Genomic DNA, 23,551 nt, shown 5'->3' on the forward strand with positions numbered 1-23,551 from the left:
GTCACCCTAGGCGCTACCGGCCGGTCACGACGGGTCGAAGGAAGAATCCGTTACCGAAACGGCCGCGACGGTCCGCGATCGATCGCCCCGGAGCGCCCGCGCGGGGCTGTTACGTTCCTGCCATGCCCCGTCGGCGCGACGGCTCATCGCCTCCGCCGGTCGCCGGGCGCCCGCAGCGGCTGGGCACCGCGCAGCGGGTGGGCATCCTCGTGGTTCTCGTGCTCGCGGTGTCGGCGCTCCGGCTGTTGGTCAACCAGCCGAGCCTCGCCCTCTCGCTGTACGTCCTCCTGCCGATCGTGCTGAGCGTCTTCTGGTTCGGTCTGACCGGTGGACTGCTGACGGCCACCGCCGCGACCCTGCTGTTCCTCGTCGATGAGCTGGTGCTCCCGTCCGAGGAGCTGGCCGGCGACATGTTGTGGGTGGCGACGGTCAACCGTGCCGTGCCCTTCGTCGGGGTGGCGCTCCTGGTCTCGTTGCTGCTGCGGCGCGAGCGCGCCCTCACCGCCCGCGTGCAGGAGCAGGAGACCCAGCTCACCGAGCTCGAGGGGTTGCACGCGGCGCTCGTCCCCACCCACCTGCCGGAGACGCCGCACCTCGACATCGCCACGTCGTTCACGCCCGCCGACGGCCTGGTGGCCGGCGACTTCTTCCTCGTGGCGCCGGGGCCGTCGGGCAGCACGACCGTCGCCGTCGGCGATGTCGTCGGGCACGGGATCGACGCCGCGCGGTGCGCGGCCTTCGTCCGGGCGGCGCTGGCGACGTTCGCGCGCTTCACCAGCGACCCGGCCCAACTGCTCCAGTTGGCCAACATCGCGCTGATCGAGCACGGGGCCGAGGGCGCGCCGTTCGTGACGGCGGTGTGCGTGAACATCGTCCCGACGCCGGCCGGGGAGATCTCGTGGGCGGCCGCCGGCCACGACGTGCCCTGGCGCCTCGACTCGGGTGACCCGCTGCCCGGCGGGAAGGTGGGTGCCCCGCTCGGCACGGGCCCCGACGCCCTCAAGATCGAGACGGGGCAGACCAGCCTCGGGCCGGGCGAGGGCATCCTCGCCTTCACCGACGGCCTCACCGAGGGCCGGGCCGCGAACCGCGCGCCGGGCCGCCCGCTGGAGCTCTTCGGCGAGGAGCGGGCGAGGCAGGTCGTCCGTGACCGGGCCGGCGCGCCGCCCGCCGAGGTCCTCGAGGCGCTGAGCGGCGCGGTGCGGGAGTTCGTCGGCGGGCCGCTGGCCGACGACGTGTGCCTCGTGGCCGTGCGTCTGGCGCTCCCGACCTGACCTGCCGGGCCGGCCACGGCCGTGGCACGACGTTCCACAACGTTCTGCGGGACGTAACGCCGGGAAAACCGGCGAACGCTGCAATGAGCCATGGCTGCGACAGGGTGGTTCCCGGTGGCTCGGGCCGCCGACGTCGGGACGACGCCGGTGCCCGTGGGCGCGGGTGGGCGGGCGTTCGTCGTCGTCCGGCTGCGGCCCGGGGGTGCGGCCAGCGCCTTCCCGTCCCGGTGCCCGCACCGGCTGGTCCCGCTCGCCGCCGCGACGGTGGTCGACGGGCGGCTGCAGTGCCCGTTCCACGGCTGGCGGTACGACGACGAGGGCCGCTGCGTGGACATCCCGTCGCTCGGCCCCGACGGCACCCCGCCGCCCCGGGCCGACCTGCAGGTCCCGTGGGCCGTCGAGGAGCGGCACGGCTGGATCTGGCTGGCGCCGGACCCGACGACGACCGCCCTCCCGCCGCGGCACGCCGGCGAGCCCGAGTCCGCGCCCGAGCCCGAGCCGCCCGCCGGCCGCGTGCTGGGCAACCTCGACCCCGCCCTGGACCGCGCGTGGCACCCGGTGGCCCTCTCCCGGGAGCTGCATCCCGGCGGCTGGCTCCAGGTCCGCCTGCTCGGGCGGACCTGGACCCTGCGCCGGACGCCGGGCGGGCCCGCCGTCGAGCCGCCGGCGTTCGGGGTGCGCGAGCACCTGGGCCTCCTCTGGCTGGCCCCGGCGACACCCGTCGACCTGCCGCTGAAGGCGCCGGAGCTGACCGACCGCCGGTTCGTGAGCGGCTGGCTGCCGCCGGTCCGCTCGGCCGGACCCGCCGGGCCGCTCGCCGACGCGCTGCTCGACACCGCACACGTCCCCTTCGTGCACGGCGGGCCGGCGGAGTCGCTCGTCGCCGACGTCGTGGAGGAGCCCGGCGGCTTCACCGCCGTCCTGGAGTACGCCACCCCGGCCGGTCCGTCGGCGCGGGCGGTCGAGCGGCGCCGGCTCGTCATCGAGTTCCGCGCGCCGTTCCAGCTGCGGCTCCGGCAGGAACTCCCCCGCTCCGGCGTCGTCTCGACCGCGCTGTTCCTGCTCCAGCCCGAGGACCCGGACTCCACCCGCGTCTACGCGCGGGTGCTGCTGTCGGCCGGCTCCGGCCGCCCCCTGCCCGCCCCCTCGACGGTCGTGCAGGAGATGGCCGACGTCCACCGGATGCTCGAGGAGGACGCCGCGCTGCAGGCGCAGCTCGGCACCGCCGGGCTGCCGCTGGACCTGCGTGACGAGCTGCACGTGCCGGCCGACCGGCTCGGGGTGGCCCTCCGGCAGGCGCTGTGCGACTTCGTCACGGCCGCCGGTCGGGGCGCGGTCGCGGCCTGACGACCGGTCAGTCGGCCGGGAGGTCCGCCCCGCAGGCGGGGCACCGGGTGGGCGGGTCCTCGTCGGCCAGCCGGCCGCACGCCGGGCAGACCCGCGCCAGCCAGCAGGCCGGGTCGCCGCCCTCGTCGTCGGGCCGCGCGGGTTCGCTCACGACGCCACCGCGCGGCCCAGGGGACGCGCGGCGTCGGTGAAGGCCGCGAACGCCGAGAGCACGCCGGCCCGGGCAGCCTCCGGGAGCCGGTCGAGAGTTTCGCGCAGGGCCTCGAGCCGGTCGCCGTCGTAACGGTCGAGGGCCTGCTGACCGTCGGGAGCAACCCGCAGCGCCAGGGCCCGCCGGTTGCCGGGAGCGGGCTCGCGGACGACGAGACCGGCCGCGACCAGGCGGTCGACCAGCCGGCTGGTGGTCGAGAGCGTGACGGCCATGCCTTGGGCGAGCTCGCCGAGCGTCGCCGTCCCGAGGGCGCGCAGCACCGTCAGCGCCCGCAGCTGGACGACGGAGATCCCGCCCAGCCGATCGGCCGCGGCGGTCGAGACCCCCATGACGGTGCGGGTGAGCCCGAGCAGCACCTCGTCGTCGGACGTACGGGTCACGCGATCCCTCCATGACGACTCCGTTGCGGGATGGCAACAGTTGGCATTGTGCCCGGGCGGGCGGGTAACCGGGCACACGTCCCCGCTCCCCATGGAAGGACGATCATGCCCCCGCACCGCCGGCTCGCCGCACTCGCGCTCGTCGCCGCGCTCCCGCTCCCCGCGTGCGCCGGAGGAGATCTCACCGGTCCCGACGACGAGGGCGCCGTGGGCCCGGACGAGACGGTCTCGGCGACCGTGGAGGTTCTGCAGGTGCAACTGGAGTACCCGCTCGACGGCCGGTACGACGTGGGGGAGGACGCCCGGCTGTTCCTGGCCGTCACCAACTCGGGCAACGACGACGACACGCTCCTCGACGTGACCGGCCCGGACTTCGCCGATGCCGTGCTCACCGTCGACGGCCGGGCCGCGGACATCCCGGTGCCCGCCGACGACAACGTCTACATCGGCGCCGAGGCCGAGCCGTCGATCCTGCTCGAGGACCTGGCCCGGCCGCTCCGGTCGTCGCAGTCCATCCCCGTCACCCTCGAGTTCGCCGAGGCCGGCAGCGTCAGCCTCGATGCGGTGGTCGCCGCCGAGGGACAGAGCCCCGCAGCTCCGTTCGATTTCCCCGATCCGGCCGAGGACCCCTCGCCGGACAGCTGATCCCGCCCGGTCCCGGGCCGGCCCTCGCCGCGGGCGCCGGCTCACTCGCCGTGCCGCAGGGTGCGGATCGGCCGGACGGCGAGCATCCCGGCGGCGACCAGCGCGAACGCGACACCCCCGACGACGGCAACCTGCGAGTCCCCGAACGCCGCTGCCACCGGGATGACGGCGAGCTGCCCGAGCGGCACCGTGACCAGCGACGCCGTCGTGTCGATCGACGCCACCCGGGAGAGCGCCTCGCCCGGGATGTGCTCCTGGAACGACGTCTCGTATGCGATCCCGTAGACACCCGTGCCGGCTCCGCCCAGGAACGCCCCGGCCACCAGCACCGGCGTCGGGACCCCCAGGCCCAGCAGGACGAGGGGCAGCGCGCCGAGGACGAGGAACGCCTGCCCGACGCCGAGCAGGCGGGTGAACGTGACCCGGTACATGATCACCGAGCTGACGAGGAACCCGGCAGCGGTGCCGCTGAGCACCAGTCCCCAGGCGGCGGCGCCGATCGTGTCCTCGGCGAGAACCGGCCCGAGCACACCCCAGACGCCGGCCTGGACGAAGTTGATGACGGCGAAGGACGACGAGCCGACCCACACCCAGGTGCGGGACCGGAAGGCGCCCCAGCCCTCGCGCAGGTCCCGCAGCATCGACGCCCCGGCCGCGCGCACCGGCGCGGGCAGCCGCAGCCCGCCCAGGCAGGCGGCGGCGAGGAGGTAGCACACGGCGTCGACGGCGACGGCCCAGCCGCCGCCCGCCCCGGCCACGATCAGGCCGGCCAGCGCGGGGCCGACGATCCGGGTTGCGTTGCGCGTGGCCCCGAGCAGCGCGTTGGCCCGCTGGATGAGGCCGCGGTCCACCAGGTCCGGGACGATCCCGATCAGTGCCGGTCCGCTCAGCGCCTGCATCGTGCCGTTGAGCGCGGCCAGGCCCGCCAGCACGACCAGCTGGTAGTGCCCGGTGAGCAGCAGGACGGCCGAGATCCCCTGCGTGACCGCCGAACCGAGGTGCGACCCCACCAGGACGGCGCTCCGGGAGAACCGGTCGGCGGCCGCCCCGCCGAAGATCTGGAACAACGCGAGCGGCACCGTGTACGACGCGACGACGATGCTCAGGTCGCTGGTGCGGTCGCTCGCCTCGAGGATCGCGAAGGTCAGGGCGACCCACACCATCGAGCTGCCCGTCATCGAGACCAGCCGGCCCGCGAAGAACCACCGGAACTGGGGGTCTCCCAGCGGGTGCGCCACCGCGGCCGGCGGGCTCTCGGCGCTCACCGGCCCGAGTCTGCCCGTGCGCTCCCGGCCCAGGAAGCGCGGCACTCCGACCGGGGGACGCCGGCACCGCCGGAAGGCTGGGACACTGGCACCGTGCCGTCTCGCCTCCTCCGTCGCACCGTGACCGCCGCTGCCCTGGCCGCGCCGGCCGGGTGGGTCGCCCGCGCGGCCTGGGGACTGCCCGTCGCGCTCGGCGCCCACCGGCGGCGGTTGCGTCCCACCGTCACCGGCTCGTCGCGGTTCTACGACGGCAAGTTCCACAACACGCTCGAGACCCCGGCCCTCCCCCCGGCGAACACCCGTGACGGCCTCCTCCGGCAGATGCACGAGGAGCGGCACAAGGGCCTCCCGGGGGCGCCGGTGCCGCTGGTCCGCCCCGAGATCCCGGCCGAGGCCGACGCGCTCGCCGTCACCTGGTTCGGGCACGCCAGCGCGCTGCTCGAGGTCGACGGGCGGCGGGTGCTGGTCGACCCGGTCTGGGGCTTCCGCGTCTCGCCGTCGCCGGTGTTCGGCCCGACCCGGCTGCACCCGGTGCCGGTCGCGCTGGAGGAGCTGCCGCAGGTCGACGCCGTCGTCATCTCCCACGACCACTACGACCACCTCGACCTGCCCACCGTCCGGGTGCTGCTGACCACGCAGACGGCCCCGTTCGTCGTGCCGCTGGGCATCGGCGAGCACCTGCGCAAGTGGGGCGTGCCCGAGGAGCGCATCGTCGAGCTGGACTGGAACGGCAGCACCACCGTCGCCGGGCTGACGCTCACCTGCACCGAGGCCCGGCACTTCTCCGGCCGGTACTTCTACCGCGACACCACGCTCTGGGCGTCCTGGGTGATCGCGGGCCCGCAGCACCGGGTGTTCTTCGGCGGCGACACCGGCTACACGCCGGCCTTCGCCGCGATCGGCGCGCAGCACGGCCCGTTCGACCTCACGCTGCTGCCGGTCGGCGCCTACAACGACGCCTGGCACGCCATCCACATGGACCCGGAGGAGGCGATGCGCGCCCACGGCGACCTGGGCGGGCGGGTGTTCCTCCCCATCCACTGGGCCACGTTCAACCTGGCCTTCCACCGCTGGGCCGAGCCGGTGCAGCGCGTGCTGGTCGCGGCGAAGAAGTCCGACGCGCGGGTCGTCGTCCCGCGGCCCGGGGAGCGCCTCGACGTCCTGGACCTCCCGGAGCAGACCGACTGGTGGACGGCGATCGGCTCGGCCGACGACCATCCCGACCACCCGCGCGACGCCGGCGTCGGCAGCGCGGTGCTGGCCCGCACGCTCAGCCGCCTGCTCTCCCTGCTCCCCGACTGAGCAGCTCGGCCAGTTCCGCCAGGCCGGCGGCCTCCCGCGGCGGCCGCGGCCCGTCCGGGTCGAGTTCGTGACCCGGCCGGCGCAGCCGGATCACCTCGACGCCCGCCTCCAGCGCCCCGCGGACGTCGCGCGCCGAGGTCGCCACGTGCACGAGTGCGCCGCCGGCCCGTTCCCGCGCCCGCCGGTAGATCTCCGGGTCCGGCTTGTAGGCGCGCAGCCGCTCCGAGGTGAGGACGGCGTCGTCGGGCACGAGCGCGGCGACCTTCGTCCGGGCGAAGACGTCGTCGTCGACGTTGGACAGCACGCCCACGCGGTGCCGGGCGGCGATCGGGGGCAGCCCGGCGGCGACGTCGGGCCACAGCGGCCAGCCGGCGACCGAGCCCAGCAGCATCGCGGCGTCGACGGTGGCGGGGCCGGTCAGGCCCAGGTCCGCGTAGGTGGCGGCGAGCGAGCGACGGCAGTGCTCGGCGAACGGGATCCACTCCCGTTCGTCCCGCTGAGAGGCCTTGTTGCGGCGGTCCCACTCGTCGTAGAGGCGTTCGCCGTCGATCGGCCACCTGCGCTCGGCGGCGATCGCGGCCAGCACCCGTGACGCCCCGGTGCGCGCGTCGATCAGGGCGCTGAACAGGTCGAAGGTGATCACCGCAGCAGCTTGGACAACCGCCGGTCGGCCAGCGGCTTGCCACCGGTCTGGCAGGTCGGGCAATACTGCAGCGAGGTGTCGGCGAAGGAGACCTCGCGGACGGTGTCGCCGCACACCGGGCAGGGCAGTCCGGTGCGGGCGTGCACCATCAGGCCCGAGCGCTTCTCGCCCTTCATCGTGGCGGCCTTCTGCCCCTGCTGGCGCTGCAACGCGTCGGTGAGCGTGGCCCGCATCGCGTCGTGGAGACGGACCAGTTCGTCGTCGTCGAGCTTGTTGGCCATCTTGAATGGGGAGAGCCGCGCGGCGTGCAGGATCTCGTCGGAGTAGGCGTTGCCGATGCCGGCGATCAGGGTCTGGTCGGTCAGCGCGCCCTTGACCTGCCCGCTGCGGGAGCCCAGCAGCGCGGCGAACTGCTCGCGGTCGACCTCCAGCGCGTCGGGCCCGAGCCGGGCGATGCCCGGAACCTCCGACGGCGACCGGACGACGTAGATCGCCAGCCCCTTGCGCGTGCCCTGCTCGGTGAGGTCGAAGCCGTTGCCGTCATCGAGGTGGACCCGCAGCGCGAGCGGGCCCCGGCCCGGCTTCGGTGGCGCCGTGGGCAGGCCGGTGCGCCAGTGCAGCCAGCCGGCCCGGGCCAGGTGGACGACGAGGTGCAGGCCCGAGACGTCGATGTCGAGGAACTTGCCGTGCCGGCCGGCGCCGGTGATCTCCAGCCCGCCGAGCGCGGAGAGCGGCGGGTCGAACGTCTTGATCGCCTGCACGGAGGCGAGGTCGGCCCGGGCCAGCACGCGACCGACGGCGTTCTCGCGCAGGAACGCCGCCAGCGCCTCCACCTCGGGCATCTCGGGCATCCACCCATGATCGCCCGGATCCGCGGGTCGCGCCGTCCCCCATCAGGTGCTTTCGGTACCGAAAGCTGCGTGCACAGCCCGCCGTGCGGGTGTTGTTCGTGCCATCCGGGTGCTGCAGAACTGCTCAAGCACGAACAACGCCCACAGAGCGAGAACCGGGGATCGTTCCTACAGTCGGGCGGTGCCGGTCGCGCTGCTGTGGTTCCGCCGCGACCTGCGTCTCGCCGACCACCCGGCCCTGCTCGCCGCCCGCGAGACCGGCGACGTGCTGCCGGTCTTCGTGCTCGACGACCGGCTGTGGCGACCGTCGGGGAATCCTCGTCGCCGCTTCCTGCTCGATTGCCTGGCCGACCTGCGGGAACAGACGGGTGGCGCGCTCGTGCTGAGGCGAGGCGACCCGCAGCAGGTCATCACGGAGCTCGTCGGGGAGACCGAGGCGACGAGCGTGCACGTCTCGGCCGACGCCGGCCCCTACGGCAGGGAACGCGACGCGTCCGTCGAACATGCCCTGGGCGAGGTCCCGCTGGTGCGCACCGGGTCGCCGTACGCCGTCACACCGGGCCGGGTGACCAAGCGCGACGGCACGCCCTTCCAGGTGTTCACCCCCTTCGCCCGCGCCTGGCGCGAGCACGGCTGGCGGGCACCGGCGCCGCGCCCGCGGGACGTCCCCTGGCTGACCGGTGTCCGCTCCGAGAAGCCCCCGGACGCGACGACGGACGCCGACCTCCCGCCGGCCGGCGAGGCCGCCGCGCGCGCCGCGTGGCGCCGGTTCCGCGACGAGCGGCTGCCCGACTACGCCGACGCGCGCGACGTGCCCGGCGGCGACGGCACCAGCCGGATGTCGGCCTACCTCAAGTACGGCTGCATCCACCCGCGCACGCTGCTGGCCGACCTCGCCGAGATCCCCGGCGACTCGGCCCGGCGGTACACCGACGAGCTCGCCTGGCGCGAGTTCTACGCCGACGTCCTCTGGCACCGCCCCGAGACGGCGCGCGAGTACCTCAAGCCGGAGCTGCAGGCGATGGGCTACGACGACGGCCCCGACGCCGCGGAGCTCGTGAAGGCGTGGGAGCTCGGCCGCACCGGCTTCCCGATCGTCGACGCCGGCATGCGCCAGCTGCACGCGGAGGCCTACGTGCACAACCGCGTCCGCATGATCGTGGCATCGTTCCTGGTGAAGGACCTGCACCAGGAGTGGACCCGCGGCGCCCGCTACTTCCTGCACCACCTCGTCGACGGCGACCTCGCGAGCAACAACCACGGCTGGCAGTGGGTGGCCGGCACCGGCACCGACGCCTCGCCGTACTACCGCGTCTTCAACCCGGTGACCCAGGGCAAGAAGTTCGACCCGGACGGCACGTACGTGAAGCGGTGGGTGCCCGAGCTCCGGGACGTCGATGCGCGGTACGTGCACGAGCCGTGGACGGCGCCCGGCGGCGTGCCCGAGGGCTATCCGGAGCCGATCGTCGACCACGCGCACGAGCGTCAGGTCGCCCTCGACCGCTACCAGCGCCTCCGCGACCGCTGAGCGGCCCCGTCCAGAGGCTCGCCGCGAGCCTGCGAGCGGTGAGGGGGACGGGGTCCTTTTTCAGCCCAGGTCTTCGCGGACCTTCGCCGTCGCGCCGGGCTCGTGCCGGGCCTGGTCGGCGACGGCGGCGGCCACCGCGTGCGTCACCTCGGGGTCGAACACGCTCGGGATGATGTAGTTGGCGTTGAGCTGGTCGTCCTTGACGACGGCGGCCAGCGCCTCGGCCGCGGCGAGCAGCATGCCGTCGGTGATCTCGGTGGCCCGCGCGTCGAGCAGCCCGCGGAAGACCCCGGGGAAGGCCAGCACGTTGTTGATCTGGTTCGGCATGTCCGAGCGGCCCGAGGCGACGACGGCGGCGTACTGGCGCGCCCGGACCGGGTCGACCTCCGGCGTCGGGTTGGCCATCGGGAAGACGACGGCCCGCGGGGCCATGCGGGCGAGGTCCTCGACCGCGAGGATGTTGCCCGCGCTGACGCCGATGAACACGTCGGCCCCGTCGAGCGCGTCGGGCAGCTCGCCGCGCACTGCGCCCGGGTTGGTGCGCCGGGCCAGCTCGAGCTTCGCGCCGGTGAGCCGGTCGTCGTCGGGCGAGAGGATGCCCTCCCGGTCCCACACCAGCACCTGACCCGCCCCCGCCTTCAGCAGGAGGTTCACGATCGCGGTGCCGGCAGCGCCGCCACCGGCGACGACGATCTTCACGTCGGGCAGCTGCTTGTCCACGACCCGCAGCGCGTTCTTCAGCGCGGCGAGGGCGACGATCGCCGTGCCGTGCTGGTCGTCGTGGAAGACGGGGATGTCGAGCTTCTCTCGCAGCCGGGCCTCGATCTCGAAGCAGCGGGGGGCGGCGATGTCCTCCAGGTTGATGCCGCCGAAACCGGGTGCGATCAGCTCCACGGTGCGCACGATCTCGTCGACGTCCTGGGTGTCGAGGCAGATCGGCCAGGCGTCGATGTCGGCGAACCGCTTGAACAGGACCGCCTTGCCCTCCATGACCGGCATGGCCGCGCCGGGGCCGATGTTGCCCAGGCCCAGCACCGCCGAGCCGTCGGTGACGACGGCGACGGTGTTGCCCTTGATCGTCAGCCGCCGGACGTCCTCGGGGTGGTCGGCCAGCGCCATGCAGACGCGGGCGACGCCGGGCGTGTAGGCCATCGAGAGGTCGTCGCGGGTCTTCATCGGCACCTTCGACGCGACCTCGAGCTTGCCGCCCAGGTGCAGCAGGAAGGTTCGGTCGCTGACCTTGCGCACCTTCACGCCAGGCACCGTGCGCAGGGCCTCGACCATCTCCTCCGAGTGCGAGGCGTCGGCGGCCGAGCAGGTGACGTCGACGGTGAGCCCGTCGGAGCGGCTGTCCACGACGTCGATGGCGGTGACCGCCCCGCCGGCGGACCCCACGGCGGTGGCGATGCGGCCGATCGACGCCGGATCCCCGTCGGCGGTGAGCCGGACGGTGATCGAGTACGAGGCCGAGGTGACCGGACCGCGCGGTGGCGCAGCGGTGTCGTCGGAACCGGGGGCGGAGGCGGTGTCGGTGCTCATAGCGGGGCCCATCGTCTCACCGTCGCCCGGCACCGGCGCACCGCCGGGACTGTGGGACTGCCCTCAGGCCCGCAGCCGGGGCGGGCGGCGGTCCTCGGCCGCCGTCCTGGCCCACGCGACGAGCCCGGCGACGTCGATCCCGTGCGGTGCGTCGTCGGCGTAGCCCGCGAGGTTGCCCGCGCCCCGCTCCAGCAGGGTCGCCGCGCCCCGCGCATTGCCCCGCATCGCGTGGGTCAGGCCGACGGCGAGCTGGGCGAGGCCCCGCCAGAGCTGCCGCTCGGCCTCCGGACACGACTTCCAGGCGTCCTCGAGCACCTCGTGCGCGTGGAACGGCCGCCCCTCGTCCAGCAGCGCCTGCGCCTGCGCCAGGGTCTCCGCCGGCGTGCGGACGACGCCCTCCGGGGCGCGCTCCTCGCCGGCCGCGTCGTGCGGCAGCGGGCGACCCAGCGCGTCGCGGGGCCGCGCGTTGCGGGCCCGGCCCTCGGCGTCCCGATCCCGGTCGATGGTCACGCCCCGATCCTCCCAGCCGGCTCCGCGCAGAAAGTTCTGCATTCAACTGCATCCAGTTGTGCGCAACCGGTGGAAGCAGGGGGTGACAGCACCACCCGCCCAGGAAGGACATCATCGTGAGCACGATCCGTTCGTTCGGCCGGGCCGCCGGCGCCGTCGGCGTCGCCGGCGCGCTTGTCCTGGTCGCCACCCCGGCCTCGGCCGAGGAGACCGCCACCGTCTCCGTCCTGCACGCCGTCCCCGACACCCCGGTGGACGTCTACGCCAACGGCGAGAGGTTGATCGACGACTTCCAGCCCGGCACGCTCACCGACCCGCTCCAGCTGCCCGCCGGCTCCTACGACCTGGCGATCTTCCCGGCCGACGCCGCGGACGGTTCGGGCGACCCGCTGCTCTCCGCCGACGGCGTGACCGTCCCGGCGGGCGCGAACGCCACGGTGGTCGCCCACCTCGGCGAGGACGGCACCCCGGTGCTGACGCCGTTCGTCAACGACGTCTCGGCGATCCCGGCCGGGCAGGCCCGCGTCACCGTCCGGCACACCGCCGCCGCTCCGGCCGTGGACATCCGCGCCGGCGGCACCGTGGTCGCCCCGGGCCTGGCCAACCCCGACGAGGCCTCGCTGGTCGTGCCCGCGGGCACCGTGAGCGCCGACGTCGTCCTGGCCGGCACCGACACCGTGGCCATCGGCCCGGCCGACCTGAACCTGGCCGAGGGCACGAACACGATCGTCTACGCGTGGGGTTCCGGCGACGCCGGCTACGAGCTCGCCGTCCAGACGATCTCCGGTGCGCACTCCGCGCCGTCCGGTGTCCCCGGCGGCACCGGCGGTCTCGTCGACGACTCGCTCCCGGCGCCGCTGATGGCGCTCTCGGTGGCGGGTCTCGCGGTCGCGGCCGCCGGCGCCCTGCGGCTGGCCCGCAGCCGCGGCTGACCCCGCGGTAGCGAGGGAGATCCCCGTGCGTCCCGCCGCCGCCGGAGCGGTCCTGGGCCTGGCTCTCGCGATCGGTGTGCCGACCGCGTGGAGCCTGACCCGGCCACCGGCGGCGGTGGGCGCGTCGGTGGAGCAGGCCCTCCCGGCGCCGGCGTCACCGACGGCGGAGGGGCCCGCGATCCCGACCCGCGACGCCGCCCCGGCCCCCGTGGCGGACGCGCCCGCCCCGGTCCGGCTCCAGGTCCCCGCGCTCGGCGTCGACACCGCCGTCGACGCCGTCGGGGTCGCCCCGGACGGCCAGATGGCGATCCCCGACGACGTGGCCCGCGTGGGCTGGTACCGCTTCGGCCCGGCACCCGGCGAGAACGGCTCGGCGGTGATCGCCGGCCACGTCGACGACCGGGAGCAGGGCCTGGGCGTGCTGGCTCCGCTGCGCGAGGCCGCCGTGGGCCAGGAGGTCACGGTCACCGCCGCCGACGGGACGACGACCCGCTGGCGGGTGGTGTCCCGCGAGCTGATCAGCAAGCAGGTGCTGCCGGTGGACCGCCTCTTCAGCCGCGCCGGTCCCCCGCGGCTGACCCTGATCACCTGCGGCGGCCCGTTCCTCCCGGAGCTCGGCAGCTACCGCGACAACGTCGTCGTGATCGCCGAGCCACTCCCATGAGCGAGGCGCTGGCCGTTCGCCTGCCCCGAGTGGGTAGCGTCGCCCTCGTGGAGCCCGTCCCGATGCAGCGGATCGCTGCCGAGCCGGACGACGACGAGGTCGGCCGGCGGTTCGCCGCGGGCGACGAGCAGGCGCTGGCCTGGGCCTACGAGCGCTGGGCCGGGCAGATCCACGGCATGGCCGTCCGCGCGTTCGGCCCCGGCCCCGACGCGGAGGACGTCACCCAGCAGGTCTTCGTCTCCGCGTGGACCGGACGCGCCCGGTTCCGGCCCGACCAGGGCCCCCTCCCGGCCTGGCTGGTGGGGGTCGCCCGGCACAAGATCGCCGACGGCTGGGCGCGACGTGACCGGCAGCGCCGGGAGGCCGAGGCCGCCGTGGCCCAGGCGCAGGCAGCCCCGTCGGGTGCGGCCACCCCGGGCGTCGACGCCGCCGTCGCCGACCGGGTGCTGCTCCTCGACGAGCTGGACCGCCTGGGCCAGCCGCAGCGCGGCATCATCGAGCTCGCCTTCTTCGAGGACCTCACCCATGCCCAGATCGCGGACCGCACCGGTATCCCGCTGGGCACCGTGAAATCCCATATCCGTCGCACGCTCGAACGCCTACGAACCCGGTTGGAGGTGGACGGTGCAGCACTGCACGCCTGAGCAGCTGGCGCTCGCCGCCCTCGCCGAGCGCCTCCCCGACGACGACGCCGCACACCTCGCGTCCTGCGCGGAGTGCCGCGCCGAGGTCGCGGCCCTGCGCCGCGGCGTCGAGCTTCTCGCCGTCCCCGAGTTCGCCGCCCCCGGGGCGCCGGTTCCCCCGCCGCCGAACGTCTGGGCCGCGATCGCCTCGGCCACCGGGGTCTCGTCGGCGCCGCGCCCCGAGCTGGTCGCCGCCGCCCCCGCTCCGGTCGCACCGCCGTCGAACGTCGAACCGCCGTCGAACGTCGTGCCGCTGCGCCCGCGCCGGTCGCGCACCCTGCTGCTGACCGCGGCGGCGGCCGTGGCCGGCGCGGCGATCGGGGCCGGCGCGGTCGCGGTCCTGCAGGGCGGCGGCGACGGTGCCGCGGTGGCCGCGGCCGCGCTGGACCCGCTGGAGGACGCCGACGCCTCGGGCTCGGCCCGGGTGGTCGAACGGGACGACGGCACGCGGGTGCTCGAGGTCGACCTGCAGGCCCCCGCCCTCGACGACGCCTACTACGAGGTCTGGCTGCTGACGCCGGACGTCTCGGGGCTGGTCCCGGTCGGCACCACCCAGGCGGGCACCGCGGTGTTCGAGATCCCCACCGGGCTCGACCTCGACGAGTACGCCGTCGTCGACGTCTCGGTGGAGCCGCTCGACGGCAACCCGGCGCACTCCGGTGACTCGGTGGCCCGCGGGGTGCTGGACAGCTGAGTGCCGGGGCCGTCGCGGGCTCGCCTAGCGTGACCACGTGAGCGCACTCCCGCACGGTCTTCCGCACGAGGAGCTCGGCAGCACCTGGCGCTCCGTCCGCCCCCGCCCCGCCGGCCGGCACCTGGACAGCGCCGCCTGCAGCCGGCAGAGCTCCCGCGCGCTCGAGGCCGCTGCCCACCACGCCCGCCACGAGGCCGAGCTGGGCGGCTACGTGGCCGAGGCGGCCGCCGACGCCCTGCTGCAGCAGGGCCGCTCGGTGATCGGCGGCCTGGTCGGCATGGCCGCGGCCGACGTCGCGTTCGTCGAGTCAGCCCAGGCGGCGCTGGTCGCGCTGCTCACCGGCTGGCGACTGCCGGCGGGGTCGCGGGTGGCCTGCCTGCCCGGGGAGTACGCACCCAACGTCGCGCAGCTGCGCACCTATGGGCTGCGCCCGCAGCCGCTGCCGGTCGACGGCATCGGCCGCGCCGACGTCGACGCCGTCGGAGCGATGCTGCGCGACGACCCACCCCGCTTCGTGCACCTCACCCACGTAGCCAGCCACCGCGGCCTGCTCCAGCCCGCCGCCGAGATCGCCGCGCTCTGCCGCGAGGCCGGCGTCCCGCTGGTGCTCGACGCCGCGCAGTCCCTCGGCCACGCCGACACCGACCTCGGCGCCGACGTCGTCTACAGCACCTCGCGCAAGTGGCTGGCCGGACCGCGCGGGGTCGGTGTGCTCTGCGCCCGCCCGGCGATCGCCGCCCAGCTCACCCCGGTGCTGCCCGAGCCCGAGGGCGAGCCGCCGCTGCGCGCCTTCGAGTCGGGGGAGGCGCACGTCGCCGGGCGGGTCGGACTGGTCGTGGCCGTCGGCGACCACGTGGCCGCGGGGCCCGACCGCGTGCGGGAACGGCTGGCGGCGCTGGGCCGGGCCACCCGGCAGGTGCTCGACGGCGTCGCCGGCTGGCGGGTGGTCGAGCCCGGGGACGAGCCCACCGCGACGACGACACTGCTCCCGCCCGACGGCGTCGACGTGGTCGCGACCCGGGCCCGGCTGCTCACCGAGCACGGCATCGTCACCAGCGCGATCGGCCCGGAGCGCGCACCCGGCGAGATGACCGGCCCGGTGCTGCGGGTGTCCCCGCACCTCGACGCCGACGTCGACGACCTCGAAGCCCTCGCCGCCGCCCTGTAGCAGCTTTCTGTACCGAAAGCTGCGCGGCCCGGTTCAGCTTTCGGTACAGAAAGCTGTTAGAGGGCGGCCTGCATGGCCGTCGAGACGCGGCGGTGGACGGCGAGCTGCTCGTCGAGCCCGGCGTGCACCGGCGCCCCGTCCTCCACCACGAGCCGGCCGCCGACGACGGTGTGCCGCGCGGCCACCGGTCCGCAACGCAGCCACGCCTCGACGGGGTCGGACAGCGCACCGGCGAACCGCACGCCCTCCAGCGGCCAGACCACCAGGTCGCCGCAGGCCCCGACCGACAGCTCCCCGATCTCGCCGGCCCTCCCCAGACAGGCCGCGCCGCCGCGGGTCGCGATCTCCAGGGCGTCGCGGGCCGACATGGCGGCGGCGCCGTGCCGCAGCTTGCCCTGCAGCATCGCCGTCCGGGCCTCGAGCCAGAGCGACGCGGAGTCCGCCGACGACGAGCCGTCGACGCCCAGCCCGACGGGTGCGCCCGCGGCCCGCAGCTCGGCGACCGGCGCCAGCCCGCTGCCCAGGATCATGTTCGACGACGGGCAGTGCGCGGCCCCCACCCGCGCGGCACCCAGCCGCGTGATCTCCTCCGGCGAGGGCCAGACCACGTGCGCGAGCCACACCCGGTCGCTCATCCAGCCGACGTCGGCGAGGTAGTCCACCGGGCGGCGGCCGAACGTCGCGAGGCAGAACTCGTCCTCGTCCTGCGTCTCGGCGAGGTGGGTGTGCAGGCGCACGTCGAGCGCGGCGGCCAGTTCCGCGGTCCGCGTCATGAGCGACGTCGAGACGCTGAACGGCGAGCACGGCGCGAGCGCGATGCGGGTCATCGCCGTGGGCGACCGGTCGTGGTGCGCCTCCACCAGCCGCTGCGAGTCGGCCAGGATCTCGTCGTCGTCCTGCACGACCGAGTCGGGCGGCAGCCCGCCGTCCTTCACCGACAGCGACATCGAGCCCCTGGTCGGGTGGAAGCGCATCCCGAGGTCGCGCGCCGCGGTTACCTCGGCGGTGATCAGGTCGCCGGCCCCCCGGGGATGGACGTAGAGGTGGTCGGTGGAGGTGGTGCAGCCGGCCAGCGCGAGCTCGGTCAGCCCGACGTAGGCGCTGACGTAGGCCGCCTCCTCGTCCAGCCGGGCCCACAGCGGGTAGAGCGTGACCAGCCAGTCGAACAGGCCGCCGGTCAGCGCGGGGGCGAACGCGCGGGTCAGGTTCTGGTACAGGTGGTGGTGGGTGTTGACCAGCCCCGGGGTGACCAGGCAGCCGCGGGCGTCGATCGTGCGCGCCGCCTCCGGCCGCTGGTCGCCGGGGCCGCCGACCGCGGACACGACCCCGTCGGTGACCGCCACCCAGCCGCCCGGGATCTCCCGCCGGGCGTCGTCGACCGTGGCCACGAGTTCGGCGTCGGTGATGAGCAGGTCCGCGTGCGAGGGGTTCTCCACCCCGCGCATCTTGCCGAGGACGGAGCAGGTCAGCCCACGGGGGCGTCGCCCACCTCGACGTCGAAGTTGGCGGTGTCGCCCTCGACGGAGCTGACGGTGACCGTCACCGGGTACTCGGTCGGGTCGTCGCCGGCCGTGAGCGTGCATTCCATCGAGGCACCGACCTCGGCCTCGAGGTCGTCGGGGCAGGACACCTCCGGGCGGATGCCGACCTGCTCCTCCAGGGCGTCGGCCGCCCCCTCCTCGACGGTGCTGGCCTCCAGGGTGCCGGCGCCGCAGGCGGCGAGCGCGAGGGCCAGCAGGGGGGCGGCGAGAAGCAGGCGACGACGGGCCACTGGGCACTCCTCGGGTGGGACGGCGAGGTCGCGACCCTATCGAGTGCGAGTGCCCGGCCGGTGAACTCGCGACGTCGCTCCGGAACTCGCGCGGAGCGGCTCAGCCCACCGGCTGGGTGCCGAACTCGAAGTCGAACTGCGCGGTGTCGTCCTCGACCGACGTGACGGTCACGCGGACGTCGAAGTCCTCGTTCCTCGTCGTGTTCCTGAGCACGCAGTACGTCTGGGCACCGACCTCTGCCTCGACATCGTCTGGACAGATGACGGGGAACCGGATGCCGCCCGACTCCTGCTCGAAGGCATCCTCGGCGGCGGCCGCGACGTCCTCGGCGCGCACGGTCGGGGAGCCACAGGCGGCGAGGCCACCGACGGCGGCCGACATCGTGATCAGGACGGCGAGACGACGGGCCACGGCGAGCTCCCCTCCACGGGTGCCGCGATGCTAGCGATGGTCGCCGAACACCAACCAGGCGACTTCGGGCGGCACGTCGTCGTCCAGTGGGCGGGCGCCGACCAGACGCCCGGCCACCTGCGGCGGGACGCCGACCGAACCCAGCACCTCCAGCGCCTGGACGTCGGGGAGCGCGTCGAACCACCGGCGGCCGAGCGCCGCGCGGCCCGCCGACGTCGGCCGCCCCCACAGCCGCAGCCGGGCCATCCCGCCGTCGGGGTGGACGTCGAGCCGCACCCGGTCGACCGCCGGGGCGCCGTCGAGGACGAACCGGTGCCGCGTGTCGGGCTGCAGCCGGGTGCGCGGCAGCAGCGGGACCTCGCCGTCGGGCCCGAGGCCGGTCACGGCGGCGGTGGCCGGCGCGTTGTGCAGGAAGTAGGAGGTGTCCAGCTCGGCGAGGGCGACCACGCCCTCGCAGGCCAGGCCGATCTCGACCCAGTCGTTGCCCGCGTCCCGCCTCCGGGCGGTCTCCCAGCCCTCGCCCATGTTCCGCGCCAGCCCGGGGGAGATCAGCTGCTGGGGGCGGCCGTAGAACTCGTTGCTCACCCCGGTGACGACGGCACCGTTCTCCAGGGCCGCGAGGTCGAACGGGCCGGCGTCGACCAGGCGGGGATCGGGCAGCACCGTGCCGTGCACCCGCAGCCGCGCGACGCCGCCGTCGGGGTGGATGTTGAGCCGGACGTGGGTGACCCGGCGGTCGGAGTACACCGGGAAGTAGTTGTGCGTGTTGCCCGCCAGGTCCGACAGCGGGAGCAGTGGCTGCCAGTCGGCCTTGAGCAACTCGTCGACCGAGCAGTGACCCTCGACCGCGGCGCCGTCGACCGACGCCCGGGGCGGGTAGTTGCCGGTGAAGAACGCGGTGTCGACGACGACGCCGTGCACGACCCCCGGCGTCCCGAGCCGGACGACCGCCCAGTCGTGGCCCGGCGACCGGCGACGGCGGGTCTCCCACCCGTCGTAGACCTTGCCCTTGTGCCCGAACTCGGTGCGGGCGGCCGGCGCCTCGGGCAGCACGAGGTTCTCCCGCTCCGCGAAGGACTCGTCGTTGGCGGCCACGACCGCGCCACCGAGGGCGCGCGAGGCCAGGTCGGGCAGGCGGGCGAAGTCGGTCACGCGGTCACTCTGGCACGCCGCGGCGCAGCAGCCGCCCGCCCTCGCCGTCGGTCGGCTCACCGCGCAGCCACGTCCGCCGCACGACGCCGCGCAGCGAGCGCCCGGCATAGGGCGTGACGGGGTTGCGGTGGCGCAGCTCCCCGACGGTCCAGCGTTCCTCGGGTGCGAAGGCCACCAGGTCGGCGTCCCGGCCGGGGGCGATGGCCCCCTTGGCCGGCAGGCCGGACAGCCGGGCCGGCGCCTCGGCCATCCACCGGACGACGTCAGCCAGCGGGATGCCGCGCGCCCGCGCGCCCGACCAGACCACCGGCAGCGCGACCTGGAGCGACGCGATCCCGCCCCACGCCCGCCCGAAGTCGCCCTCGTCGAGCAGCTTCAGGTCAGGGGTGCAGGGCGAGTGGTCGCTGACCACCAGGTCGATGTCCCCGTTCACCAGCGCCGCCCACAGCGCCTCGCGGTGCGCCTCCTCGCGGATCGGCGGGCAGCATTTGTACGACGTCGCCCCGTCGGGCACCTCCTCCGCGGCGAAGGTCAGGTAGTGCGGGCAGGTCTCCACCGTGATCGGCACCCCCTCGGCCCGCGCTGCGCGCAGCATCGGCAGCGCTCCCGCGTCGGCGAGGTGGACGACGTGGACCCGGGCTCCGGTGTCCCGCGCCGCCTCGATCAGCCGGGCGATCGCCGACTCCTCCGCCGCCCCGGGCCGCGACGCCAGGAAACCGGCGTAGCTGGGCCCGTGCGGTGCTGGGGCTGCGGCGATGACTCCGGCGTCCTCGGCGTGGGCGATCAGCAACCCGTCGAACGTCGCCAGCTCGGTCAGCGCGGCGCGCAACCCGGCGTCGTCCAGGGGCGGGAACTCGGGGACGCCGGAGTCGAGCAGGAAGCACTTGAACCCGACGACGCCGGCCTCGTGCAGCGGCCGCAGCTGGTCGACGTTGCCGGGAACGGCCCCGCCCCAGAACGCGACATCGGCGCTGACCTGGCCTTTTGCCACCTCTCGTTTCACGTGCAACGCGTCGACGGTGGTCGTCGGCGGGATCGAGTTCAGCGGCATGTCCACGATCGTGGTGACCCCGCCGGCCACCGCGGCCCGGGTCGCGGTGGCGAAGCCCTCCCACTCGGTGCGACCCGGTTCGTTGACGTGCACGTGGCTGTCGACCAGGCCGGGCAGCAGCACCTCGTCATCGGCGAGGGTCACCACGTTCGCGGGGACGTCGTCGAAGCCGGTGACGGCGGTGATCCGACCCGCCTCGGTGTGCACGGCAACGGCGCGCTCCCCTTCGGGCAGCACGGCCCGGCGGCTGCGGACGACGAGGTTCACGGGGGCCATCCTCGCAACCCCGAGAGGGGAGGAGCTTGCGCCGCGTCGCGACACGGTCCTATCGTTCGTTACATGAGTAATGAACCCAGGGACCGGATCGTCCCTGGACCGTCGGGGCGCCCGTCGTGAACGAGGACGCGGGCCCCATCTTCCGGCAGGTCGCGACGCAGATCGAGAACGCGATCGTCGACGGATCCCTCCCCGAGGAGACCCAGGCGCCCTCCTCCAACGAGCTGGCCGTCTTCCACCGCATCAACCCCGCCACCGCCGCCAAGGGCCTGAACCAGCTGGTGACCGACGGGGTCCTCTACAAGAGACGAGGAGTCGGGATGTTCGTCGCCACGGGCGCCCGCGACCAGCTGCTCAAGCGGCGGCGCAGCGAGTTCGCCGAGCAGTACGTCCGCCCGCTGATGGCCGAGGCCCAGAAGCTCGGCATCCCCGCCCACGAGCTGACCGACATGATCGACACCTGGGAGGACCGGCGATGACCGCCGTCGCAACGCTGGACGACGTGACCATGCGCTTCCGCGAGCACACCGCGCTCGAGGGGGTGACCACGGTCATCGAGCGGGACAGCATCACCGGCCTGCTCGGCCGCAACGGCGCCGGCAAGACGACGCTGATGCAGCTGCTCACCGGGCACCGCGTGCCCAGCGGCGGCCGGGTGGAGGTCTTCGGCGCGCGTCCGTTCGAGAACGACGACGTCCTGCGCCGGATCTGCTTCATCAAGGAGGGGCAGCGCTACCCCGACCACTTCCGCGTGCGGGACGCGCTCACCGCGGCGGCCATGGTGTTCCCGGAGTGGGACGCCGGGCTCGCCGAGTCGCTGCTGCGCGATTTCGACCTGCCCGCGCGGCGGCCGATCAAGAAGCTGTCCCGGGGCATGAACTCCGCCGTCGGCATCATCATCGGCCTGGCCTCGCGCGCGCCGATGACGCTGTTCGACGAGCCCTACCTGGGCCTCGACGCCGTCGCCCGGCGGCTGTTCTACGACCGGCTGCTCGCCGACTACGCGGAGCACCCGCGCACCGTCGTCCTCTCGACGCACCTGATCGAGGAGATCGCGAGCCTGCTGGAGCGAGTGCTGCTCATCGATCGCGGCCGGGTGCTGCTCGATGCCGACGTCGAATCCCTGCGCGGCACCGCGCTGACCGTCACCGGCCCGCGCGACAGGGTGACCGCGTTCGCCGGCCACCACGAGCTCCTGCACAGCGAGTCGCTGGGCGGGCACAGCCGGGCCGTCGTCCGCCTGCGGGGCGGGGCCACCGGCGCCGACGCCGGTGACGCCGGTCTCTCGTGGGAGGCGACCTCCCTCCAGCAGCTGGTGGTCGCGATGAGCCTGCACACGGCGCCGGCTCCCACCCGCGCCACCGAGCACCTCGAGGAGGTCACCCGATGAATCGCGTCCTGACTGCCGCCCGGCTGCAGTTCGTCCATCCGCTCGTGGTCCTGGGCATCCCGTGGCTGGTGGTGTCGATCAGCTTCGCGATCAACTGGGCGGTCTGGGCCCTCGCGGACCTGCGTGATCAACCGGGCGCCGGCTTCACGGGCGGGGTCATGGCGCTCTACATCACGGTCATGGTCGTGTTCGTCCAGTCGGTCACCCAGCTCCTCCCGTTCGCCATGGGGCTCAGCCTGAGCCGCCGCACCTTCTTCACGACGACCGCGCTGGTCGCGCTGGTCTCCGCCTTCGGGTACGGCCTGGCGCTGGCGGGCCTCGCGGCCATCGGGGACGCGACCGACGGGTGGGGCGTCGGCCTGAGCTTCTGGGCGCCTATCGGCATGCGCGCCGACGGGCTCGCGATGCAGGCGCTCGTCTCCGGTGCGCCGATGCTGGCCCTCATCGCCGCCGGCGTCGGCATGGGCGTGGTGCAGAAGCGCTGGGGGCCGGCGGGCGTGTGGGGCTTGATCATCGGCAGCATCACGGTGGTCGGCGGACTGGTCGTGCTGGTCACCTGGCTGCGGGCGTGGAACGAGATCGGCGCGTGGTTCACCGACCGATCGCTGGCCACCCTGGCCATCGGGCTGCCGACGGCTGTGGCCCTCGTGCTCGCCGCGCTGGCCTGGGGAGGTCTGCGCCGGGTCGTCCCCTGACCCCCTACCGTTCCGGCGTGACCACCGGTCGACGCCTGCGGGCCGCCCTGCTCCTGACGGTCACGATCACGGCGCTGGCTGCCTGCGCGCGCGACGAGCGCCCGGCGGACGACGACGCGGGGGCGCGACTCCCCGGGGCCCATGCCTACCGGATCGACACGGACGAGGGCCCGCGGGAGTACCGGCTCTACCGCCCCGCCGACCTCGACCGCTCTCCTGCCCTCGTCGTGATGCTGCACGGCGGGGGCGGAAGCGCGCGGCAGGCCGAACGCGCGTACGGCTGGGACGACGTGGCGGACCGGGAGGGAATCCTGGTCGTCTACCCCGACGGCGTGGGGCGCACCTGGAATGCCGGCGGGGGGTGCTGCGGCCAGGCCGCTCGGGACGACGTCGACGACGTGGGCTTCCTGCTCGCCCTGATCGACGAACTGGTGACGGCGGACGACGTCGACCCTTCCCGCATCTACGTCACGGGCATGTCCAACGGCGCGATGATGAGCTACGCGCTGGCCTGCAGCACCGACGTCACCGCAGCGATCGCCCCCGTGGCCGGCACCATGCTCGCCGACTGCCCGTCGCCCGCCCCGGTGTCCGTGCTGCACATCCACGGCGCTGCGGATGACAACGTGCGGTTCGACGGCGGACCCGGGGCCGGGGTCGGCCGCATCGACGGACCGCCGGTGCCGTCGGTGATCGAGCAGTGGCGCGAGGTCGACGTCTGCACACCGCCCGCCGTGACGACCGTCGGAGCCGTGCGGCACTCGGTCTCCTACTGCGCCGAGGGCCGCGAGGTGCAGCTCACCACGGTCGAGGGTGCGGGCCACCAATGGCCGGGCTCCGAGGTCGTCCGCGATTCTGCCGATCCGCCGTCCGCGGAACTGGACGTGACCGAGACGATCTGGCGCTTCTTCGAGGCGAATCCCCGCCCCTGACGAGCTTTCTGTACCGAAAGCTGCGCGGGGAACCGGAGCTTTCGGTACCGAAAGCGTGGGGGAATGGCGAAAGGGCCCCAGCACGGATGCTGGGGCCCTTTCGGAAGGATTGTCCGGCGGCGTCCTACTCTCCCACCCCGTCTCCAGGGCAGTACCATCGGCGCTGAGAGGCTTAGCTTCCGGGTTCGGAATGTTGCCGGGCGTTTCCCTCTCGCCATGGCCGCCGTAACTCTGTG

26 protein-coding genes and 1 rRNA gene are annotated in these 23,551 nt (G+C 74.5%); 14 read left to right on the forward strand and 13 right to left on the reverse strand.

Annotation, left to right across the window (positions count from 1 at the left end; translation table 11 throughout):
- Positions 1–122 precede the first annotated feature (122 nt).
- Together ABD644_RS16795 and ABD644_RS16800 are read left to right on the forward strand one after the other, a co-directional pair.
- Positions 123–1,274 carry a PP2C family protein-serine/threonine phosphatase gene (locus tag ABD644_RS16795; protein WP_344690135.1) on the forward strand — a complete coding sequence of 384 codons (1,152 nt, stop codon included), beginning with the start codon at positions 123–125 and terminating at the stop codon, positions 1,272–1,274.
- A 114-nt stretch (positions 1,275–1,388) separates the two neighbouring features.
- The gene (locus tag ABD644_RS16800; protein WP_344690136.1) at positions 1,389–2,621 is read left to right on the forward strand and encodes a Rieske 2Fe-2S domain-containing protein; all 1,233 of its coding nucleotides are present in this window, start codon (positions 1,389–1,391) and stop codon (positions 2,619–2,621) included.
- 7 nt (positions 2,622–2,628) lie between these two features.
- Here ABD644_RS16800 and ABD644_RS16805 read toward each other — a convergent pair whose 3' ends face one another.
- Together ABD644_RS16805 and ABD644_RS16810 are read right to left on the reverse strand one after the other, a co-directional pair.
- A complete protein-coding gene (locus ABD644_RS16805; protein WP_344690137.1) occupies positions 2,629–2,772 on the reverse strand; it encodes a hypothetical protein in 144 nt (47 codons plus the stop codon).
- On the reverse strand, positions 2,769–3,212 hold the full coding sequence (locus tag ABD644_RS16810) for a MarR family winged helix-turn-helix transcriptional regulator (RefSeq protein WP_344690138.1): 444 nt from the start codon (positions 3,210–3,212) through the stop codon (positions 2,769–2,771). The genes ABD644_RS16805 and ABD644_RS16810 overlap by 4 nt, the downstream gene beginning before the upstream one ends.
- Positions 3,213–3,317: 105 nt before the next feature.
- On the opposite strand from ABD644_RS16810, the gene ABD644_RS16815 reads away from it, so the two are divergent.
- Entirely contained in the window at positions 3,318–3,857 is a 540-nt protein-coding gene (locus ABD644_RS16815; RefSeq protein WP_344690139.1) for a copper chaperone PCu(A)C domain-containing protein, read from the forward strand.
- 41 nt (positions 3,858–3,898) lie between these two features.
- Here the strand turns inward: ABD644_RS16815 and ABD644_RS16820 are convergent, their stop codons facing one another.
- Positions 3,899–5,122 (reverse strand): MFS transporter, encoded by a 1,224-nt coding sequence (locus tag ABD644_RS16820; protein ID WP_344690140.1) that lies wholly within the window; start codon positions 5,120–5,122, stop codon positions 3,899–3,901.
- A 120-nt stretch (positions 5,123–5,242) separates the two neighbouring features.
- Between ABD644_RS16820 and ABD644_RS16825 the strand changes: the two genes are divergently transcribed.
- A complete protein-coding gene (locus ABD644_RS16825; RefSeq protein WP_344690141.1) occupies positions 5,243–6,424 on the forward strand; it encodes an MBL fold metallo-hydrolase in 1,182 nt (393 codons plus the stop codon).
- Here the strand turns inward: ABD644_RS16825 and ABD644_RS16830 are convergent.
- Both ABD644_RS16830 and ABD644_RS16835 read right to left on the reverse strand, forming a co-directional pair.
- On the reverse strand, positions 6,393–7,067 hold the full coding sequence (locus tag ABD644_RS16830; protein WP_344690142.1) for an HAD family hydrolase: 675 nt from the start codon (positions 7,065–7,067) through the stop codon (positions 6,393–6,395). The genes ABD644_RS16825 and ABD644_RS16830 overlap by 32 nt on opposite strands.
- Positions 7,064–7,918, reverse strand: a complete 855-nt coding sequence (locus ABD644_RS16835; protein WP_344690143.1) for an Fpg/Nei family DNA glycosylase — start codon at positions 7,916–7,918, stop codon at positions 7,064–7,066. The genes ABD644_RS16830 and ABD644_RS16835 overlap by 4 nt, the downstream gene beginning before the upstream one ends.
- A gap of 181 nt (positions 7,919–8,099) precedes the next feature.
- Between ABD644_RS16835 and ABD644_RS16840 the strand changes: the two genes are divergently transcribed.
- Positions 8,100–9,446 carry a cryptochrome/photolyase family protein gene (locus tag ABD644_RS16840; protein WP_344690144.1) on the forward strand — a complete coding sequence of 449 codons (1,347 nt, stop codon included), beginning with the start codon at positions 8,100–8,102 and terminating at the stop codon, positions 9,444–9,446.
- A 60-nt stretch (positions 9,447–9,506) separates the two neighbouring features.
- Here ABD644_RS16840 and ABD644_RS16845 read toward each other — a convergent pair whose 3' ends face one another.
- Entirely contained in the window at positions 9,507–10,985 is a 1,479-nt protein-coding gene (locus ABD644_RS16845) for an NAD-dependent malic enzyme (RefSeq protein ID WP_344690145.1), read from the reverse strand.
- A 63-nt stretch (positions 10,986–11,048) separates the two neighbouring features.
- Positions 11,049–11,495: a DUF309 domain-containing protein gene (locus ABD644_RS16850; protein ID WP_344690146.1), complete on the reverse strand. Its 447-nt coding sequence runs from the start codon at positions 11,493–11,495 to the stop codon at positions 11,049–11,051.
- Positions 11,496–11,611: 116 nt separating this feature from the next.
- Between ABD644_RS16850 and ABD644_RS16855 the strand changes: the two genes are divergently transcribed.
- The 5 genes from ABD644_RS16855 to egtE are packed head-to-tail and all read left to right on the forward strand — an operon-like array spanning position 11,612 to position 15,636.
- Entirely contained in the window at positions 11,612–12,427 is an 816-nt protein-coding gene (locus tag ABD644_RS16855) for a DUF4397 domain-containing protein (protein WP_344690147.1), read from the forward strand.
- A gap of 25 nt (positions 12,428–12,452) precedes the next feature.
- A complete protein-coding gene (locus ABD644_RS16860; RefSeq protein ID WP_344690148.1) occupies positions 12,453–13,091 on the forward strand; it encodes a class F sortase in 639 nt (212 codons plus the stop codon).
- A gap of 47 nt (positions 13,092–13,138) precedes the next feature.
- On the forward strand, positions 13,139–13,735 hold the full coding sequence (locus tag ABD644_RS16865; protein ID WP_344690149.1) for an RNA polymerase sigma factor: 597 nt from the start codon (positions 13,139–13,141) through the stop codon (positions 13,733–13,735).
- Positions 13,716–14,468, forward strand: coding sequence for an anti-sigma factor (locus ABD644_RS16870; protein ID WP_344690150.1), 753 nt, complete (start codon positions 13,716–13,718; stop codon positions 14,466–14,468). Before ABD644_RS16865 ends, ABD644_RS16870 begins: the two co-directional genes overlap by 20 nt.
- A 37-nt stretch (positions 14,469–14,505) precedes the next feature.
- Positions 14,506–15,636, forward strand: a complete 1,131-nt coding sequence (gene egtE, locus ABD644_RS16875; RefSeq protein WP_344690151.1) for an ergothioneine biosynthesis PLP-dependent enzyme EgtE — start codon at positions 14,506–14,508, stop codon at positions 15,634–15,636.
- A gap of 56 nt (positions 15,637–15,692) precedes the next feature.
- Here the strand turns inward: egtE and ABD644_RS16880 are convergent, their stop codons facing one another.
- The 5 genes from ABD644_RS16880 to allB form a co-directional block, all read right to left on the reverse strand.
- Positions 15,693–17,072, reverse strand: coding sequence for an 8-oxoguanine deaminase (locus tag ABD644_RS16880; protein WP_344690152.1), 1,380 nt, complete (start codon positions 17,070–17,072; stop codon positions 15,693–15,695).
- 29 nt (positions 17,073–17,101) lie between these two features.
- Complete coding sequence (locus ABD644_RS16885; protein WP_344690153.1) at positions 17,102–17,407, reverse strand: DUF4333 domain-containing protein; 306 nt, start codon at positions 17,405–17,407, stop codon at positions 17,102–17,104.
- Between the two features lie 100 nt (positions 17,408–17,507).
- On the reverse strand, positions 17,508–17,819 hold the full coding sequence (locus ABD644_RS16890) for a DUF4333 domain-containing protein (protein ID WP_344690154.1): 312 nt from the start codon (positions 17,817–17,819) through the stop codon (positions 17,508–17,510).
- Between the two features lie 30 nt (positions 17,820–17,849).
- Positions 17,850–18,971 (reverse strand): allantoicase, encoded by a 1,122-nt coding sequence (gene alc, locus ABD644_RS16895; protein WP_344690155.1) that lies wholly within the window; start codon positions 18,969–18,971, stop codon positions 17,850–17,852.
- A gap of 4 nt (positions 18,972–18,975) precedes the next feature.
- Positions 18,976–20,298: an allantoinase AllB gene (allB, locus tag ABD644_RS16900; protein ID WP_344690156.1), complete on the reverse strand. Its 1,323-nt coding sequence runs from the start codon at positions 20,296–20,298 to the stop codon at positions 18,976–18,978.
- A 116-nt stretch (positions 20,299–20,414) separates the two neighbouring features.
- On the opposite strand from allB, the gene ABD644_RS16905 reads away from it, so the two are divergent.
- Genes ABD644_RS16905 through ABD644_RS16920 form a run of 4 tightly spaced genes read left to right on the forward strand, consistent with a single transcriptional unit; the run spans position 20,415 to position 23,315 of the window.
- Positions 20,415–20,777, forward strand: coding sequence for a GntR family transcriptional regulator (locus ABD644_RS16905; protein WP_344690157.1), 363 nt, complete (start codon positions 20,415–20,417; stop codon positions 20,775–20,777).
- On the forward strand, positions 20,774–21,688 hold the full coding sequence (locus ABD644_RS16910) for an ABC transporter ATP-binding protein (protein WP_344690158.1): 915 nt from the start codon (positions 20,774–20,776) through the stop codon (positions 21,686–21,688). Before ABD644_RS16905 ends, ABD644_RS16910 begins: the two co-directional genes overlap by 4 nt.
- Complete coding sequence (locus ABD644_RS16915) at positions 21,685–22,383, forward strand: hypothetical protein (protein WP_344690159.1); 699 nt, start codon at positions 21,685–21,687, stop codon at positions 22,381–22,383. The genes ABD644_RS16910 and ABD644_RS16915 overlap by 4 nt, the downstream gene beginning before the upstream one ends.
- Before the next feature lie 17 nt (positions 22,384–22,400).
- Positions 22,401–23,315, forward strand: a complete 915-nt coding sequence (locus ABD644_RS16920) for a CE1 family esterase (protein ID WP_344690160.1) — start codon at positions 22,401–22,403, stop codon at positions 23,313–23,315.
- A gap of 111 nt (positions 23,316–23,426) precedes the next feature.
- On the opposite strand, the gene rrf is transcribed toward ABD644_RS16920, so the two are convergent.
- Positions 23,427–23,543 (reverse strand): 5S ribosomal RNA (gene rrf, locus ABD644_RS16925).
- Positions 23,544–23,551 lie beyond the last annotated feature (8 nt).

Source organism: Blastococcus jejuensis (assembly GCF_039534705.1).
GTDB lineage: Bacteria > Actinomycetota > Actinomycetes > Mycobacteriales > Geodermatophilaceae > Blastococcus_B > Blastococcus_B jejuensis.